Source organism: Nitrospira sp. CMX1 (assembly GCF_054902215.1).
The window spans coordinates 25,372-42,252 of sequence record NZ_JBUBKD010000033.1; the positions used below are offsets into that span (position 1 = coordinate 25,372).

At 54.1% G+C, this 16,881-nt stretch carries 17 protein-coding genes; 4 read left to right on the top strand and 13 right to left on the bottom strand.

Features of this window, described 5'->3' with window-relative positions; all coding sequences use genetic code 11:
• Positions 1–3: 3 nt before the first annotated feature.
• From ACYX34_RS08965 to ACYX34_RS08990, 6 genes are all read right to left on the bottom strand, one after another.
• A complete protein-coding gene (locus ACYX34_RS08965; RefSeq protein ID WP_462076214.1) occupies positions 4–3,036 on the bottom strand; it encodes a DNA polymerase III subunit alpha in 3,033 nt (1,010 codons plus the stop codon).
• Positions 3,037–4,221: a DNA polymerase Y family protein gene (locus ACYX34_RS08970; RefSeq protein ID WP_462076215.1), complete on the bottom strand. Its 1,185-nt coding sequence runs from the start codon at positions 4,219–4,221 to the stop codon at positions 3,037–3,039.
• A 19-nt stretch (positions 4,222–4,240) separates the two neighbouring features.
• Positions 4,241–4,798: a transcriptional repressor LexA gene (gene lexA / locus ACYX34_RS08975; protein WP_462076216.1), complete on the bottom strand. Its 558-nt coding sequence runs from the start codon at positions 4,796–4,798 to the stop codon at positions 4,241–4,243.
• 801 nt (positions 4,799–5,599) lie between these two features.
• The gene (locus ACYX34_RS08980) at positions 5,600–5,962 is read right to left on the bottom strand and encodes a tyrosine-type recombinase/integrase (RefSeq protein ID WP_462076279.1); all 363 of its coding nucleotides are present in this window, start codon (positions 5,960–5,962) and stop codon (positions 5,600–5,602) included.
• 64 nt (positions 5,963–6,026) lie between these two features.
• Complete coding sequence (locus ACYX34_RS08985) at positions 6,027–6,593, bottom strand: hypothetical protein (protein WP_462076217.1); 567 nt, start codon at positions 6,591–6,593, stop codon at positions 6,027–6,029.
• A 275-nt stretch (positions 6,594–6,868) separates the two neighbouring features.
• A complete protein-coding gene (locus ACYX34_RS08990) occupies positions 6,869–7,060 on the bottom strand; it encodes a hypothetical protein (RefSeq protein WP_462076218.1) in 192 nt (63 codons plus the stop codon).
• A 200-nt stretch (positions 7,061–7,260) separates the two neighbouring features.
• Between ACYX34_RS08990 and ACYX34_RS08995 the strand changes: the two genes are divergently transcribed.
• Complete coding sequence (locus ACYX34_RS08995) at positions 7,261–7,578, top strand: DUF4282 domain-containing protein (RefSeq protein WP_462076219.1); 318 nt, start codon at positions 7,261–7,263, stop codon at positions 7,576–7,578.
• Positions 7,579–7,653: 75 nt separating this feature from the next.
• Here ACYX34_RS08995 and ACYX34_RS09000 read toward each other — a convergent pair whose 3' ends face one another.
• The 4 genes from ACYX34_RS09000 to ACYX34_RS09015 form a co-directional block, all read right to left on the bottom strand.
• Positions 7,654–8,031, bottom strand: a complete 378-nt coding sequence (locus ACYX34_RS09000) for a hypothetical protein (protein ID WP_462076220.1) — start codon at positions 8,029–8,031, stop codon at positions 7,654–7,656.
• A 1,157-nt stretch (positions 8,032–9,188) separates the two neighbouring features.
• On the bottom strand, positions 9,189–9,392 hold the full coding sequence (locus tag ACYX34_RS09005; RefSeq protein WP_462076221.1) for a hypothetical protein: 204 nt from the start codon (positions 9,390–9,392) through the stop codon (positions 9,189–9,191).
• A 336-nt stretch (positions 9,393–9,728) separates the two neighbouring features.
• Positions 9,729–11,213: a DUF3943 domain-containing protein gene (locus tag ACYX34_RS09010; protein ID WP_462076222.1), complete on the bottom strand. Its 1,485-nt coding sequence runs from the start codon at positions 11,211–11,213 to the stop codon at positions 9,729–9,731.
• Between the two features lie 358 nt (positions 11,214–11,571).
• Positions 11,572–11,985, bottom strand: coding sequence for a hypothetical protein (locus ACYX34_RS09015; protein ID WP_462076223.1), 414 nt, complete (start codon positions 11,983–11,985; stop codon positions 11,572–11,574).
• A gap of 478 nt (positions 11,986–12,463) precedes the next feature.
• On the opposite strand from ACYX34_RS09015, the gene ACYX34_RS09020 reads away from it, so the two are divergent.
• Positions 12,464–12,619: a DUF1059 domain-containing protein gene (locus ACYX34_RS09020; RefSeq protein ID WP_462076224.1), complete on the top strand. Its 156-nt coding sequence runs from the start codon at positions 12,464–12,466 to the stop codon at positions 12,617–12,619.
• 342 nt (positions 12,620–12,961) lie between these two features.
• Here ACYX34_RS09020 and serS read toward each other — a convergent pair whose 3' ends face one another.
• Positions 12,962–14,248 (bottom strand): serine--tRNA ligase, encoded by a 1,287-nt coding sequence (serS, locus tag ACYX34_RS09025; protein WP_462076225.1) that lies wholly within the window; start codon positions 14,246–14,248, stop codon positions 12,962–12,964.
• 138 nt (positions 14,249–14,386) lie between these two features.
• Between serS and ACYX34_RS09030 the strand changes: the two genes are divergently transcribed.
• Positions 14,387–15,400: a PA0069 family radical SAM protein gene (locus ACYX34_RS09030; protein WP_462076226.1), complete on the top strand. Its 1,014-nt coding sequence runs from the start codon at positions 14,387–14,389 to the stop codon at positions 15,398–15,400.
• A 14-nt stretch (positions 15,401–15,414) separates the two neighbouring features.
• Positions 15,415–15,780 carry a rhodanese-like domain-containing protein gene (locus tag ACYX34_RS09035; protein WP_462076227.1) on the top strand — a complete coding sequence of 122 codons (366 nt, stop codon included), beginning with the start codon at positions 15,415–15,417 and terminating at the stop codon, positions 15,778–15,780.
• Positions 15,781–15,802: 22 nt separating this feature from the next.
• On the opposite strand, the gene ACYX34_RS09040 is transcribed toward ACYX34_RS09035, so the two are convergent.
• Entirely contained in the window at positions 15,803–16,354 is a 552-nt protein-coding gene (locus ACYX34_RS09040) for an OmpH/Skp family outer membrane protein (protein ID WP_462076228.1), read from the bottom strand.
• An 84-nt stretch (positions 16,355–16,438) separates the two neighbouring features.
• Positions 16,439–16,849 carry a hypothetical protein gene (locus tag ACYX34_RS09045; RefSeq protein WP_462076229.1) on the bottom strand — a complete coding sequence of 137 codons (411 nt, stop codon included), beginning with the start codon at positions 16,847–16,849 and terminating at the stop codon, positions 16,439–16,441.
• Between the last annotated feature and the right edge of the window lie 32 nt (positions 16,850–16,881).

The window sequence follows — 16,881 nt, forward strand, 5'->3', positions numbered from 1 at the left end:
TGGCTACACGCGTAGCTCCTCAAGAGGCTCACTCGGTGCCGGGATTCCACCGGTGGTCAGGAGTTGTAGTGTTCTCACGGTGACCGTAACGGTCGAAAAATGCTCTTCGACCAAGCCTCTCACTACATAGGCCTGATTTGTCGCCAGCAGATGGCAGTATTCCCGATAGGCGGCGGGAAACACGGTGGCATCATATATTCCGGTCTGATCCTCCAGGGTCATGAACTCCATCGGCTCACCTTTTTTCGTGGAGACGATCTTCTCCGTGAGGAGCCAGCCGATCAGGGTGACATGTTTCCCCACATACTGATCTAAATCCTTCGCGAGCATGTGTGGGGTCTCAGCCAGTGCTTCCGTGAACAGATCGAGCGGATGGCAGTGGAGTGGAAAACCGAAGAGGGCCAGTTCATGCTGCAATTTCTTCTGAGCTGAATACTGCGTGGGGATTGGGATGGAGCTCGGTGGCTTGGCCGCTTGCGCGGCAAAGACGCGCCAGAGTAGGGCCGGTCTGGTCAGTTCACCGGCAATCGAATCCAAGCAGCCGGCTTTGATCAACAATTTCGCTTGGGCGTAGTCCAGCTTCACGCGACTCAGAAAATCTGACAGCGATTGGTACGGACCATGCTTTTCCCGCTCTGCGATGATCCGCTTGGCGAGGTCTTTTTGAAGGCCTTTGATCTGCATGAGTCCCACCCGAACGGTGGTTCCTGATCCGGTGTAGGCCCACGCACTCGCATTGATGTCCGGCGGCAGGATGGTGAGGCCCATCCGTCGTCCCTCTGATAGATAGGCGAAGGCTGAATAATAACCGCCTTGATTACTCACCACGGCAGCGATGAACTCGGCGGGATAGTGCGCGCGCAGGTAGGCCGACTTGAAGCTCACTTGGGCGTAGCTGGCACTGTGTGGCTTACAGAAGCTATAGCCCGCGAAGCTCATGATCATGGCCCAGATCGCATCGATCACACGACATTCCACACCACGAGCCATGGCTCCCTGATAGAACTGGCGTTGATAGTCTCGCAGTTGCCGTTCCTTGTGTTTCTTGCTCAACACCTTCCGAAGCTGATCGCCGTCTTCAACCGAAGATCCACCCAAGGCAACTGCCACTTTCATGACATCTTCCTGATACACCATGATGCCGTGCGTCTCTGCCAGGACCTCATCGAGCAGCGGATGAAGCGACTGATATCGCTGCCCATGGGCTCGACGCACGAATTCATCGGCGAACACATTCGCAGCGGGACGGATGATCGACGATACCACCACGAGATACTCAAAGACATCGGCCACGGCACGTCGAGCCGGCGGCATCCCGCCCCAGAGCTTCTTGAGTAAGAGCCTCGTTGCGGGAGACTCGACGTAGAAGCAGCCCATCGTCTCGCCGCGCCGAATGAGGTCCTTCGTGGCTGGATCAGTGATCGGGTCCCAAGTCGCATAGTCGATGACCCGGCCAGTGTTGCGGGCGACGGCCGCGATCGCGTCACGGATGACCGCGAGCGAGCGATTGCCCAAGAGGTCGATCTTCACGAGCCCCGCGTCTTCTGTCTGATCCTTCTCCCATTGAATCACCGGTAATTTGGAAGCCGAGATTTCCACCGGCACATAGCGTCGGATCTCATCCGGGACCAGTACGACGCCGCCAGGATGGAGACCTAGATTCCTGAAGTGGCCGTCCAATTGTATCGACCAGTAGAGAATCTCCGGCCAGGGATTCCTGAGGTTCAACGCCCTGCAGACGTCCCGCGCCCAGTCTTGCACCGTCATCCCTGGCCGCACATCAACGAAGTCGGCTCGTCGCTGCAGAAAGTTCAGCGCCTTGCCGATTTCAGCGGCGGGCAGGCCATAGATCTTCGCGATCTCACGCAAGGCGGCGCGCGTGGCGAGGGTGTTTTGATTGGAGACCATGGCTGCGTGTTGGTGCCCATAGTGAGCGAACACCCAGTTGAGAATCTTCGGTCGCTCATCCCACGGGAAATCAATGTCGATATCCGGCGGATCGTGACGACCGGGATTGAGAAACCGTTCGAACAACAGATGGTGTTTGATCGGATCAACGTGCGTGAGGCCTAGACAGTAGGAGACGATTGATGCCGCGGCGGACCCTCGACCACATGTCCGTGGCGCTTGACGGACAATTTCATCCACCACAAGAAAGTAGTCGGCATAGCCCTTGTCACAGATCACGGTGAGTTCCTTCTCGATACGCTCTCGGACGACGGGAGACAAGGCACCATATCGCCAGATGGCGCCGTCATAGGTCTTGCGGCGCAGGGTTTCGAAGGCGGCGTCCGAGGAAAGCTGACGGAAGGAGGGAAAGATGGTCTGTTTAAAGTCCCAATCAGTGTGGCACTGCTCGGCAATCCGCCACGTGTTCGTCATCGCTTCCGGCACGTGAGGCAGATGTCGCGCGAGCACGGGTTCCGGCATGAGCCAGTGAGATGGGAGCGCACAGTGATCGGGCTTGAGTCGTGAGAGTGTCGTGTTTTCAGCGATCGCGCGTAGCAGCCGATGGGCCTGATAGTCGGCTGGGTGGAGGAACGCGGCACGGGTGGTGGCTACCGGCGGCAGTCTGAGTCGGCGGCTCAATGCCACCGTGACTTGTAAGGTGGGACCCGGTGTGAGTTCGACATAGAGATCCTCTCTTGAGTCTGTCTGCCAGGCGGTCAGGGCGACAGGATCATCGGATAGCAACACCAGTCCCGTGCGATGCTGAGCCACGGTCGCGATGAAGTTAAAAAACTCATCGCAGTGGCGGGCGGATAGAATCCGACAGAGATTGGCGTACCCTGTGGGGTTCTTCGCGAGTAGGACAGCCCGGTGCTGACCTGAGACAAGTTCTGCCCCTATGATGGGTTTGAGTCCATGCTCTCGCGCGACCTCCAGAAAGCGGATCGCGCCGTACAGCCCGTTGGTATCTGTGAGGGCGAGGAACTCCTGCCCTTGATTCCTGATCGCCTGGCAGAGGACCTCCACCGTCGGCACGCCCCACATCGGCGAAAAGGACGAATGTGTATGCAGGTGGACGAAGGCCACTCAATCACTCCTCCCATACCGAATGGCCTGCTCACCGAATCGAGCATGGAGCTGATCGAACGCGACGGAGAGCTTCTTAGCCCGCTCCTGCCGACGCTGTTCCTCGACAGGCCGAGCATCAAACAGCACGCCTTGCTCGGCAAAGCCAGTCAAGCCAGCCATGCTGAGGGTCATCGCGCGGAGTCGAATTCGCCGACGCATACATTTCTGAAAGAGCGACAGCACCACGGGGGACAGATCACATTCCCAGCAGGTCTCAGGCCTGACGCTCTCGTATTTGGTCACTTCAAGGCGGTCGCTGTACCGGATCGTCAGGGTGAGATGGCCACAGACGCGACCCTGACTCCGGAGCGTCCGGCAGAGCCGTTGCAGCGTGTCGAGTAATCGACCTGTGAGAATAGAATCATCGATCTCATCTGGATCGAGGAGGACCGTCTCTTCGAGATGGGGCTGACTCGCTGGTGGCAACACCGGCAATGAATCGATCCCTTGCGCCCAGCGGGAGAGTTGCCCAGCATAGTCTCCCAACGCCATTTCCAACGCGTCAACGGGACTCTCCGCCACGTCACCGAGCGTATCGAGGTTCAGATCATCGAGCCGCGTCAGCACTTGCCGCATGCAAGGCCGCTGCAAGCCCGGCAGGGTGCGCACCGACAGCGGTGCCATGAACATTGGCTCCGACCCTGGCCGGACATCATACAGTTCTGACGGCTGAATCAACGTGGCCGCAGTCTGAGCCACCAGCTTGTTGCTCCCCACACCAGCGACCCCATCAAGTCGATATTGAGCGAGGACTTCATGCTGGACCTTCGCCGCGACATCATACGCTGGTCCAAAGAGTCGTCCAGTGCCAGTCAGATCCATCACGAAGGAGCCAGACTGAACCGGTTCCCAGACCGGAGCATAGCGACTCACGATTTGAAGCAACGACGCTTCCGCCGTACGGATTCGAGAGAGATTCGGAGACAGGACGTGCAGGGAGGGACAGACCCGTCGCGCTTGCTCAACGGACATCCCGATCCCAAGGCCTGCTTGTTCAGCTTCGGATGAGACTTCACGCAGAAGCGCACGCGAAGTATTTAACGGGGCGATCGCCAGTGGTCGCGTCGAGAGGCTGGAATCATGCAACCGCGCGACAGCAACTTCGAAGGCAGGAATCGCAAAGCAGACAATTTGGCGGTCCATGGTGCCAACAGCCGAGGCCTCACTTTCGGAGATGACGGATGACGCCGACGACAATGCCTTCGATCTGGAAGCTGTCCGACGGCTTGATGATGATCGGCTGCATGGCGTCATTGGCGGGATGGAGTTCTACTGTACCGGCCTTACGGAGGTACGTCTTGATCGTGGCCTCGCCGTTTACCAAGGCGATCACGGTCTGGCCATTGCTGGCAGACGAGTGTTTCTGCACCACGACAATGTCACCTGGAAAGATGCCCTCATTCTGCATGGACGTGCCTTTCACACGAAGGGCGAAGGTCTCGCCACGACCGACCATGCTTTTCGGCACCTCGACGCGTTCCATCTGAGGAATCGGTTCAATGGGCGCCCCAGCCGCAACCACTCCCGCTAGCGGAATCTGGGCGGAGCTGAGCTGCATGAGGGCTAATTCCACCGTCATGGGAATCGGAACAGTGCCATCTTCATAGCGGATGATCGATCGGCGGGTGCAGTGCAGCGTCTGAGCGAGGGTCTCCTGAGTCATCCCAAGGGTCTTTCGGGCTTCCCGTAACGATCCAGGCCGCATGTGACATAATGTCACATGCTTTCGTGGATCTGTCAAGAGACGTGTCTCGTGGCGGATCTTGCCGCTGGGCGCGTCACCGACTTTGATCCGAGAAAAATTATGGCGCGAGGGAGGAAATTATTAGCCAAACCCTGACCCTTCGTCTCACGGACACGGCGGAAGCCGACCTTGCAGAAATCTGGGCGTACCTTGCAACGAAGGCGACAAATCTGGATTTGTCCAAGGTGGAGAAAAAATCGCACTTACCGCATGGCCACATTCCAGGGCATCACAAATGTATTGATGAGCTAACGGGGCAGCTCAAAGTGCCAAATAGTTCAACCTCGGACTAGTATTCCAGGCTTAGCGGACCTGCCCGAACAGACACATGGGCTGGACTCTCCGCTCCTACCGGTCTGCATGGACTCCTGGTCTGTAGCGCGTTCGTGGGTTGAAATTGGGGGGAATCCCGTTTGTAAGCGGTTCCGTGGCCATTTTTGTCCTGGTGGGGCAAACCCCAAATGGGACCGATTGCCAATGCCAGTGGGGGGGTGTGCCGGTTGTAAGAGAGCGGCATCGGAGTTAGAGGAAGAGAGGTAGGGAAGGTAGGATCAGCAGGTAAGAATGTACGTCGTTAGCGGGGTCCACTTGGGGCGCGGAAATGAGAACAGGATGAGCCACAGATGACCCATCCTGTCCAATCAGAAGCCGCTGTTTATGCGGTTTTCGGAGGTTCTTGAGGGTCTAAATCTGTTTTCAAGACCGGCACGTTCGGCCGCTCCGTCACCCCTCCAAACCGACCTTTGGTTGTCCTGGCGACTGTTCACCATTTTTTCGTTATGGCGTCGCCGGATAAAACCTAATTGAGTTCCTTAGAAGCGTACCAAGCTTGCTTACCCCAAAGACGATATTGCTCATCAACCCTTTAGGAGATCGCGCAGTATACGGTGTTCCGGTGGGTTTGGTAAACACCCATTCGCTTTTTGGGGGGAGTCGTCCCAACGCCTCGCGCACGAGTGAGCTCATCGGAATTGTTCGGGGCTTTGAGCTTTTCAAGTAGGCCACTTGGACGGATACCGTCCCTCGTCCAAAATCGATATCGCTCCACCGCAACGTCAATCCCTCGCTTTTAAGTCGCACGCCACAATAGATCCCGATCAATGCCATCGTTCGCAGCGGTTCCTCGCACTCGGCTAACAGACGGGTCTCCTCGCCGGAACCTGACGGTTAGATGGTCGATTTGGGAGGATGAGATGGGCGTGGGTCAAGCCTTCATTTCAAGATTCACGGTGAGAATGCACCCCGGCACGAGGGCTTCGACAATGTCTTGTTGCTCTGTTGGGAGGGCAACGGTTTCTACCTCGGGAGGCAGGACGATATCGGGGAACGGGAGAGCACGCCGGGAGACGTTCAAGCATATAAATCGCAAGTCTTCAGGTGCGACGGGATTACTCGCCAACTCCTCAATGATCGTCAGCAGCATTCGACTTGGGAGCAGGATTTGGTCGCTCGCAGTCCGACTGAATTGGATGGGTGACGGTTTCCGTCGAAGTTCCTCATCATACGGATCTGTTGGCAGCGGTGACACGAGCAATAAAGAGAGCTTCGGGCTTTGGGAAGGAAGCAGGAGAAATCGGCCTAGAATAACATCCCCAAGATCATTCACATGCCCTTGCGAGTGCAAAAGATCCATAATGTCCGCTGCGAAGGCTTCAGCATCGTCCTGAGGTTCGACCAGGCCATGTTCCAGCATAATGTCCGCGACGTGGGCAAACATCGCTTCCATGGCCGTGTCGCTATAGGGAATCATTTTCCGACCTGTCGTTGTCATCCTCAGCTCCTTGAACCTCGATCTAGCAAAGATCAAAAGAGGGTGTCAAGGGATCACGCCACGTCGCCAAAGTTTCCGGTTGGTAAGAATCTAGCCGGTGAGAACGTTCACCGCGAATAGGCGACGATCCACTTGGGTCAGGACGAGGGCACCGGCTGCGGCGTGAGTGTAGTCGTCGTGGCCACCCGAGCGTGCTGCTGAATCCACACACTGGCTTTGATGAGGATGCCGTTATAGTTATGCTCACCGCACGCGACATCGACTGACTTGGCGACCTACACGACACCACTCGGGCGATTGGGGGAGCCGTTGTTTTCGTGGATGTAGACGAACTGATGGAGTGAGACGTCACTCTTCGGAATGTGGATTCGTTTGTCCATAGAGTTGTTCTCCGCGATGTAGGTATCTACGGCTTCGGTAGCCAACAGCTTGCCCAATTCCTTGTGTGTAGGAGCGAGCGGTTTCATTCCAACACTCCTTTCTTCTTCTCATTGAAGTTGGAAGTCAGTTAAGCTGCATGAAAGATCTTTGTCTATTCTTGAACTGCTGACCGGAGGGAGTGTCTATGAAATGTCCACAATGTTTTACGGAAAACGATGCCTCGGCCACGAAGTGCTCAGTGTGTGAGCAGACATTGAATGCACCACGAGCAAAATCGGTGAGATACATGAGCTTCTATGCCGAGTATTTTGCCTTTCGGGAATTGGTGACTCCGCAGCTGATTAAAGTGATCTACTTTGTCGGAGCTGGCTTCATCACCGCTGCGGGGCTGTTGTCGATCCTGTCTCCTGATGCGCTGGATGAGTATGCGGCTGGTCCGATTTTCACTCGCCTTGGCGGAATCGCGGCCCTCGTGGTGGGCAATCTGGTCTGGCGCATCATGTGTGAAGGGGCCATCCTGCTCTTTAGTCTTCATGACCTGTTGGTCAGCATTGATACGCGGACAGGGTTGCTGGTGCAGCAGGGCAAACGCACTGAACCGTGAGACGACTCAACCGGCACGTCTCCTTGAATACGTTCAGGTCTCTTCTTGAATGCCACATGCTGGGATTGTGGTGGTTCAATGTAGAAGAACTTCGATGGCCGTGAGAGACACCAGCCGAATCGACGAGTATGAGGGATGGCGCTGCATCGTCCGAATCAGGTTGGGGTAGAGTTGGGTTTGTAACTGGCATGTGGAGATTTTTTCGATGCCATCGATGAGGTACTGACAAGAGGCGCTATCGAAAAGAGTTTGGGCGTCGGTCGGGCTGAGCTTGAGATAGGCGACGATGTCGGTTTTACTGATCCAGATGGGGGGTCGCTTACAGGGTGCTGGCTCGGTAAAATACGGGTCTGACCTCTTGAATGTGGGCGACGCGCAGAGCGTTTGCAGCTTGCGCGGGTTCAGGCGCAAATCCCAATATTGATGCAAGGGGTTGATGTGGTCTACGTTCATGTGGGATCCATCATGGACCGACGCGCCGCAGACGGCCAATTATCATAAATATGACAGCCCCTTCAGAGGAGTCCACGAAGATGCAATTCGCAGAATCGTTCTGCAGTTGTGAGGGTAGGACTCGATTAGACAAGCCAAATCGGATTCACTACATCCGCTGAGTCTGAACAGATGATTGACAGGCCTCGGGGCATTTTTTGTTCGTATCGGGGATCTCCTTCAATGGTGCCTCTTGAAGCGCATTGAGCTTTACTAGCCTTTTTATTTCGTGCCTTAACCGGTCATTCTCTTCCCGGAGAGATGCGATCCTGTCTGTTTTGAGTGCAAGGTTTGAGTGATAGAGTCCGTATTGCACGCCTCCAATCAAGAGAGAGAGCGTCAATAGGCTTATGCCAAACGATAGCGGTGCTTGCAAAACTACTTGCCACTCAACCTGCCACCACCTTTCGTTCCTCATAGCCTACACCCCCTCTTATGTAGAGAACGGTATGATAGAGTTTTCATGATGTAGTGTCCAGATCACCCGATTCCATTTTTGCGCTGGTACTGCAACCCCAATATGGGACCAAGGCTTCTCAACGGGGGTGGCATCGGGGGAGCAGATGATATTGCGACATGCTCTGATCCTTCTTACTAGATTCACCACGCGTTTGCCTCACACCTCTTTTGCCTCAGTTTCGTGTACCCCAGCTGTGGCATTGACCTCGTACCTTCCCACGATCTGAACCGGTCATTTCTCTTGGTCCTGCAAAACTCAATGAGTCTCAAAATCTATGATCAGGTGGGGGGTGTGCCGATTGTGGAGGGGGAGGTAGGAGCCGCACGTCAGGAGGTATAGTGTGATTGGGGTTCACTCGGAGTGCTGAAATGGAAACAGGATGGGCCGTAAAGGACCCATCCTATCCAATCAGAAGCCATGAATCCAGGATTTGGGGGGCTGAGGATCTGAAACTGTTTTCAAGACAGGCAGGTTCGACCGCTCCGTCACCCCTAATGTTGCGCTTCTGGTAGTTACGAGATCGCGCGGCCTTGGGTGTTTCGGTTGACCTGGTGATCAGCCATTCGTAAACAGAGGCCACTCGCGTGAAGGCGATTCGACAGTATTCGCGACGTGTCTTATTGTCTTTCTGGGTTCGTCGGTTCGCTTATCGAGATGTTCAAGACTTTTGGCTACCGCGTCTAGCATTGTATCGAGGATTTTCATATACCAACTCAGCCCGTTCATGCTCCGCCCATAATCGCACGCCATAGACTTCTTGTAGCTCCTGCTTGGCTTTCTCGTCGCCTTTTCTCGCCTTTCGAAACAAGCGCTGGCGATTCAGGTCTTCTTCTTCTTGACTCAAGGACCACGATGCTCCCATTTCGACTCCTTTTTTGTATACGAATATTTCCGTTAGGGGTCTTAGAGGAGGGGGGTTGTACACGAATTGGACGCCCAATTCAAGGTGGGAAGAGTCGGGGCTAGTTCTGAAACTGTCCAGGGCCGTATGTCCGGGCTTCGAGTGTGCCGGGGGTATTTCATGGCAGGGTCAGACCAGGTCGGAACTTGGTCAGCAACCCACATCGACTGCGTTTTTCTCCTGATGCTGCTGCCTCGAGCGAATATAGGAAGCTTGTGCCATAAGAGAAGACATCCATCGGTCAACAAATGCGCCATCTTTCATGAGAATTCATCATAGGATTAAGCACCTCGAGACTCACTGCCACGCAACAGCTCCAAACCCGGTCTTGCCAAGGAAGACATACAGAAGACTAATTGTTTCGACCGTCTGATCACGGAATTCGACATTGGGATAGTGCGCATCGCGGTGTGAGACGGCATAGCGGAGCGACACCCCGTGTGGACCAACAATGCGGAAGGTCAGAGATGTTTCACCGCGCAGGATGTTTTCTTGTCCGTGCGGCTCCGCAGAGAAAAGACCACTGGTATAGTACTCACGTCCTGTGAAGTCGAGCATGGCGTGATTTCCAACGATCAGCCGCAGCGCGAGAAGTCCTTGACCTGTGGTCCCATAGTGGTAGTCACGTTCCTCAGTACGTTGGATGCTGCCGGCCGCGCCATAACCCGAACCGGCAAGTACAACGCCTTGAAGAGCAATCGAGGGCGACAGCCACGATTGCCAGACGGTGCCAAGTGAAAGCGCGACGCTGGAGACCCGGAACACTTGCGGTGAAATATAGTCATAACTGCCGAACAAGCCCCATGCTCCGCGAGTCGATTCTCCGAACGCATAGGATGTGCCGATCAACAAGCCGCGTGTGTTGATGCTTTCCAGCGTATTGGTCGTGACCGCCGTGATATGAAAGTCAAAATAGTCAAACGGACGTGTGTAGCGATAACCCGGCTTGCCGGGCAAGCCATACGTAAACGTAACATCGCCGATGCCTCCATGCTCTCTCACACCTGAAGGAACGTGATGACTGCTTGTTGAAACTATACCGCCGAGTCGTAGGCGCAAGAAGGTAGCTGGTTGGCGACTGGGGAAGACCGTATCGAAACGGTCACCAAATATGAGGCGATTGAACCCCGTAGGAGGTGAGAGTACCGTTGCTCCAAGCGCTCGCCAGAAGCCAGGCCGTCCCTCGTTGGTTTCGAGCAACAGACTCGCCATACGAAAAAGCGGCTCTCCCAACAAGGATCCGCCGATAGGAGTGGCGATCATGTCGTTGATGGATGGCGGCGATGTCTCGCCCGCAATTTCCCAAAAGAAACTCCCCGCAGAGCTATAGAGCAACGACTCCCAGAAGTTCAGGCCGGCCGATCGCGCGAGCCCGTAGTACACACTGCCGCCGTATGGATGCAAGAATTGATTCACCGAAAACTGATCGTTGTCGAGCACCCATTTAGACTCGGTGAGTTGTTGCCAGATGGTATTTCCATCGGTGCGATAGACTGGCTTGGGGTCGACAAACTCCCGATCGTATCGATTGAGGAGGAAAATATAGGCGAGGATTTCGCTCATGGGAATGATGTAACTGCGACCGGCACCGGTCTCCCAATTAAGGACTGTGCTTCCACTGCTGAATGTTGTGTGGGGGGCGTGCGTGGCATGATCGGGAAGGGTCGGACCAATCTGCCCATCTGCGTGGCTCATTCCGGCTTGAGAGAGGGAGACATCAGCCGCCCCCGTTGTTGGCGCCAGAAGTGTCAATACTAGGACGATGGACAATAAGTAAGACATCCTTCCACGAGTGCGAATTACTGTAGGCTCTGGTAGGCTCAGGTGGTACTGGGCATTTCCCTAGGCCAGAACAACCGGTACGATGCATGGAATTGTTCTATTGTACGTACTGTACCTAGTTTGGGGAAGCTTGAAACGCACACATGCTGCGAAAGACGTTGTACGGATAACTCTCCGCCACTTTCAACTCAACACGCTCTTTCTCCGATTGACACTCCTCATCCATCAGAAAGTGTTTTAATGCTACTTGTTCGGTATCGGCAACGGGTAACAGAAGGACGATCACGAGAGGCCAAACTAATCTGCTTCCAGTGAACGTGGCACGAGAAAAGTGCATAGAGTGGGGTAGGGGGCGTAATTAACCCGGGTTGCAGTCAACCGAGCCGTGTTCACTTCTGCGATCTGCACTGTCGTCGGATCGAATCCACAAAGCATAATTATCCTCGTCGACATATGCCGTAATGTGGTTTCCTTTCTCAATGATCGGCTTGTCCGTCCTCTTGTCGGTAAGCAAGCTCACTTCTTTCCCACTTTCGTCCTTTACGACAAAATAATCTCCGTCCGCGCTTATGAGTTCACCGGAAATGGTACGAGTGCCTCTATCCTGATCTTGTTCGACCCGTAGGGCATTTTGCCCGGGTGGTATTTCACAGAGGGATCGCTTCGATTCGGTTGCTGCAAACACGACATCGCTCACCTGAAGCAGGGTAAACAGCCCAAGAAACAGCACACTACTGCCTGATGCTCCTCGAATAATTTGTGAAGTCATCATAAATCCATCCTGGGTTGAGATGTCTTGATTGAGATCTTTCGATGTGGTCTCCGGCACATCAACAGGTAAGAGCGTTTGCGGTTCTCTATCCTACCAGCCTCTGCTTGATTGGATCTCTAATGATAAAGATGCTACTCGCCTCAACGATATCCTAGAACTAGTAAACTCCCTGGCGTTAGGCAGGGCGGTACTTAACACATGAACGGTGGGATATGCTTTTACGTCCAGTACATATCGGTAAGCCCTGGAAACAGTGGCATGGTCCAGTCACGTCTGCTTCTCGACGCATATGCGCTTGTGCGAGAACTCTCGGTTTGCCTTAATGTCCTGCAGGTTTGAAGTCCTATCATGATTAGGGATAATCCCATGGTCGTCCATTGTCGATCGCCTATAGGTTACCGGACTGAATTCATATCAGAGGGTTTTCGCATGGCAGATCGCAAGGTTTGCAGCGCTGGTTTACCTAGGAGAGGCTATCATGGGGAAAATGGTTGAGTGCGCCACCGTTGATCCATCATCCGGATGCGAGCATGTTGTAGGAGGCAAGACCGAAGAGGAAGTCCTGAAGAATACGGTAGAACACGCGAAACAACATGGGATTCGGGAGATCCTCCGAATCACCAAGTCAAAGTAAAACCAGCAATCAGAGATGAGAAGCAGCGATGCCCTGATCAGTGCGTCTTGTACTGATGGAGAGAAGTTTGGACGCCGACAGATCATAGACGGAGGAACTGCTCGCATTGGAACCCATAAGGTTGATGGCTACGGATGTTTCACATCTTCCGCTCTCGTTTTCAACGTCTGTCACTGTGTTGATACCACGAGAGGGTACACTCGCTTGATCTCGCCATGTCGGGAACGGCCGACGTTATGATTTCATGTGGGGAGCGATAGCTTGTCCGAGGAAAGTCAGAAACAATTCGTCAACCGTATCTCGTCCTTTTAATTCGGGGTGATGAAGTGCGACGGGATAAACTCATTCTTTAGAAATTTTTTCCTGACCTCCCATATATGGCCGGAGTGCCGGTGGAATTTCAACCGATCCATCAGGTTGTTGAAAGTTTTCTAAGATGGCGACTACGGTTCGTCCGACGGCCAGGCCTGAACCGTTGAGCGTGTGCACAAAGTCGGCTTTCGCCTCTTTCTTTCCGCCAGCGGGTCGATATTTGATGCCTGCGCGCCTGGCTTGGAACGATTCGAAATTGCTGCAGGAGGAAATCTCCCGATACTGTTGTTGAGAGGGTAACCACACTTCTAGGTCATAGGTCTTGGCGGCGGAAAATCCCATATCCCCGGAGCAGAGTGCCATCACGCGATAGGAGAGATTCAAGTCTTGCAAGATCGATTCTGCGTGCCCTGTCAGGCGCTCAAGTTCCTCATAGGACCGATCGGGCGTGGTGAACGCAACCAGTTCTACCTTGTTGAATTGGTGGAGGCGTATGAGCCCTCTTGTATCTTTTCCATAGGATCCCGCCTCTCGCCGAAAACAGGGCGTATAGGCGGTATATCGTAGCGGTAAACGGTCTCCGCTCAGGATCTCTTCACGGTGCAGATTCGTGATCGGTACTTCTGCGGTGGGAATGAGGAAGTAGTCTTCGTCTTTCAGACGAAAGAGATCCTCCTCGAATTTAGGAAGTTGACCGGTGCCCGTCATCGTCGATCGATTCACCATGAGAGGAGGAATCACTTCTCGATATCCATGTTGGGTGGTGTGACGATCGAGCATATAGTTGATCAACGCTCGTTCCAGCCTGGCACCGGTCCCAGTCATGACGGAAAACCTGGCTCCGGCGATCTTTGCGGCCCGATCAAAATCCAAGATGCCGAGGCTTTCCCCGATTTCCCAATGAGGTCTGGGAGTAGAGGAAAAAGACGGGATGGCTCCCCATCGACGAACTTCAACATTTTCTGATGCATCACCCCCCGCCGGGACGGAGGCATGGGGGAGGTTGGGGATGCGAAGGGCGACATCGCTCAGCGCCTCTTCGACCGTTCGCAACGCTCCTTCGGCTTCTTTGATACGGTCTCCCAGCTGCTTCATCGCGGCCATGGCGGTTTCAGCCGGTTCTTTGGCTCGGCGTAGACGAGCGACCTCTTCAGAGCCTTTATTGAGTTCGAATCGGAGCTGCTCAACCTGCGTCGTGATGGTTCGTCGTTGTTCGCTCAACTGCTGGATGTTGCTCCATTGGACGTCGTTTCCGCGTCGTCCCAGAGCGGTGCGGATGTGGTCGAGATTGTCGCGAAGCTGCTTGAGGTCGTGCACAGGGTATCCTTTAAAAAGCGGATGGAATCTAGCATCTAGGTTTCTGAGAGTCAACGAAACGGTCAAGGTGTTTCAGCAGGCTCTGCTCGCCAGGGCTGGAGTTTGACATCAATCGAGCATAGAGCAGAGGATAGGCCGATGCGCCGGATCTCCAATCCCCCCAACCCCTTCGAGTCTCAGCATCGTGATCTCCTTGAGCCGGCGGCTGTCGCGAAGTTAATGCTTTATTCAGACGAGAGTCGGGAGATCTTGAGTCATAACGACAGCCCAGATTTACCGTTTCGCTGGAGTGTGAATCCCTATCGCGGCTGCTTTCATGCCTGTGCCTATTGTTATGCACGTCCTACTCATGAGTATTGGGGATTTGGCGCTGGAACCGACTTTGACAGTAAGATCGTGGTCAAAGAAGATGCGCCGCGGCTGCTGCGGCAGGCTTTTGAGAAGACTGCGTGGCGGGGAGAGCTGATTCTGTTTTCTGGAAATACGGACTGCTATCAACCGCTTGAAGTAAACCATCGATTGACCCGTGCCTGTCTGCAAGTTTGTGCCGAGTATCGAAATCCAGTGGTGATCATCACGAAGGGGGCGTTGGTCCTGCGTGATGTCGATGTACTTGTTCAACTGCAACGAGAAGCGTGGGTGCTGGTGTATTTCAGTATTCCATTTTCGTCCGATGAGGTGGCTCGTAGGATAGAACCACAAGCCCCGTCGATCACTAAGCGGTTTGCCGCCATGCAGGCGCTTTCTGCTGTCGGCATTCCCACCGGCATTTCGATCGCACCCGTCATTCCTGGTCTCAATGAAGAGGATATTCCGGATTTGCTTGAGCGAGCGCAGCATGCCGAGGCCTGTACGGCGACTTACAGTCTGTTGAGATTGTCAGGAAGTGTGGAGTCAGTGTTTGTTGATCGGATTGCGGAGGCGTTCCCGGAACGGATTGGAAAAGTCACCAACCGTCTCCGTGAAATTCGAGGCGGGGCATTAACAGAGAGTCGATTTTTTAAGCGACAAAAGGGGCAAGGGCCCTATTGGAAATTGATCGAACAGCTCTTTGAGCTTGCAAAACGGAAGGCGGAATTTCCTGAAGACGGCTTGCGTCCCGTTCCACAGACATTTCGACGGCCAGGACGCGAACAACCGTCTCTGTTTTGAGCAGGGAGGAATGGATGAAGCATAACCCAGGCTTCTTGAAACTTGTCGACCAAGCGAAGCAACGGGTGAAGGAATGTAGCGTGGTTGAGGTGAAGGCGCGTCTCGACCGGGGTGAGCGGTTCCATTTCATCGATATCCGTGAGGACCATGAATTCGCTCAGGACCATGCCAGAGGCGCCCGGCATCTTGGGAAAGGAATTATTGAGCGGGATATCGAGTCGGTGGTTCCTGATAAACAGGACTCCATCGTGCTGTATTGTGGAGGAGGCTATCGATCGGCGCTGGCTGCCGATGCGTTGCAACAGATGGGGTATGAGAATGTGATGTCGATGGGTGGGGGCATCCGCGCATGGCGGGAAGCAGGGTTTCCTCTGGAATGAGCGAAGACCTGTATTGCCCGGACTACTTGTTGACTCGATCGAACTCCTTAATGACTTGCTCCGTGAGATCAATTGTATCCTTGTTGTAGATCACGATTTTGACGGTCTGCTCACTGCCTTTGTCGACGACGAGGGCCACGCCACCTTTTTCTGCGACAGTCTGGGTGGCGGTTGAGATCTTCTTCATATACTCGTCAACTAATTCTTTTTGTTTTTTCTGAAGTTCCGCATTGAATTCTTGCGCGCGCTTCTGGAAGTCCTGAACCTTCCCTCGGAATTGCCCCTCCTTTTCCTTCTTCTCTGTGTCGGTCCACTTGTTGAGGGTTTGATCTTTCAGTTGCTTCTCTGTATTGCGAAGCTCCTCCTCATCCTTGGCCAGGAGCTTCTGCCTGGTCGACACATATTCTTTCAGCCCTTCGAGCGCCCGCTTTCCTGCCTTGGACTTTTCTAACACCGATTGCGGGTCCACGACCCCCATCTTGAATTCCGCCGCGTGACTGAATGAGGCAACGAGGAGAGGGATGGAAACAAACAGCACGGCAAGCAACAGTGCCCGAAAAGCAGAAATGGACATGGCGTCTCCTGTATGTGGTCACTAAACCGAGGAAGCCTCGGCAGAATAACTGTGGATCAATTGCTCTGTCAAGCGAATGACCGGTTACCAGGAATCAAAACTGATGGGCTCTTCACGAATCCAAATTTCGATCCCGTGTTGCCATTTCAATCGTCGTGCGACTGCGTTCAGCGCGCGTTCATCCGCGTGATTGGGATCGAACGGATCATGAACTTTCTGCAGTTTTTCTTTTTTGAGAGGCGGCTTCAATCCAAGGTCCTTCATGGCAAGGGCTACCAGGTTCAATTGGAAGAAGCGGGGTATTTGATTCAGCTCGACCATGGCTGCTTCCATGGTGCCATCCGCAGCACGATAGGTGTGATAGAGCTCAACGACACGGCCTTTCAGCTGGGTCCGCTCTGACTCTGTAAATTCAAGCAAAGCCAACTCGACGAGGAGCGCGTTGGTCGCGCCATTGAACGACGGCATATCCAGAAGTTTGCTGAGAAATCCCATGGAAATCCTCGCGACAAGATCATGAAGTCGTG

What these genes read in the sequence shown, in the direction of transcription:
- ACYX34_RS08990 (WP_462076218.1), bottom strand. Translation starts at nt 7,060, where the DNA reads ATGAAACCGCTCGCTCCTACACACAAGGAATTGGGCAAGCTGTTGGCT.
- ACYX34_RS09015 (WP_462076223.1), bottom strand. Translation starts at nt 11,985, where the DNA reads ATGATGACTTCACAAATTATTCGAGGAGCATCAGGCAGTAGTGTGCTG.
- ACYX34_RS08970 (WP_462076215.1), bottom strand. Translation starts at nt 4,221, where the DNA reads ATGGACCGCCAAATTGTCTGCTTTGCGATTCCTGCCTTCGAAGTTGCT.
- ACYX34_RS09035 (WP_462076227.1), top strand. Translation starts at nt 15,415, where the DNA reads ATGAAGCATAACCCAGGCTTCTTGAAACTTGTCGACCAAGCGAAGCAA.
- ACYX34_RS09000 (WP_462076220.1), bottom strand. Translation starts at nt 8,031, where the DNA reads ATGAACGTAGACCACATCAACCCCTTGCATCAATATTGGGATTTGCGC.
- ACYX34_RS08995 (WP_462076219.1), top strand. Translation starts at nt 7,261, where the DNA reads ATGAGCTTCTATGCCGAGTATTTTGCCTTTCGGGAATTGGTGACTCCG.
- ACYX34_RS09040 (WP_462076228.1), bottom strand. Translation starts at nt 16,354, where the DNA reads ATGTCCATTTCTGCTTTTCGGGCACTGTTGCTTGCCGTGCTGTTTGTT.
- ACYX34_RS09030 (WP_462076226.1), top strand. Translation starts at nt 14,387, where the DNA reads ATGCGCCGGATCTCCAATCCCCCCAACCCCTTCGAGTCTCAGCATCGT.
- ACYX34_RS09020 (WP_462076224.1), top strand. Translation starts at nt 12,464, where the DNA reads ATGGGGAAAATGGTTGAGTGCGCCACCGTTGATCCATCATCCGGATGC.
- ACYX34_RS09045 (WP_462076229.1), bottom strand. Translation starts at nt 16,849, where the DNA reads ATGGGATTTCTCAGCAAACTTCTGGATATGCCGTCGTTCAATGGCGCG.
- ACYX34_RS08985 (WP_462076217.1), bottom strand. Translation starts at nt 6,593, where the DNA reads ATGACAACGACAGGTCGGAAAATGATTCCCTATAGCGACACGGCCATG.
- ACYX34_RS09010 (WP_462076222.1), bottom strand. Translation starts at nt 11,213, where the DNA reads ATGTCTTACTTATTGTCCATCGTCCTAGTATTGACACTTCTGGCGCCA.
- ACYX34_RS09005 (WP_462076221.1), bottom strand. Translation starts at nt 9,392, where the DNA reads ATGGGAGCATCGTGGTCCTTGAGTCAAGAAGAAGAAGACCTGAATCGC.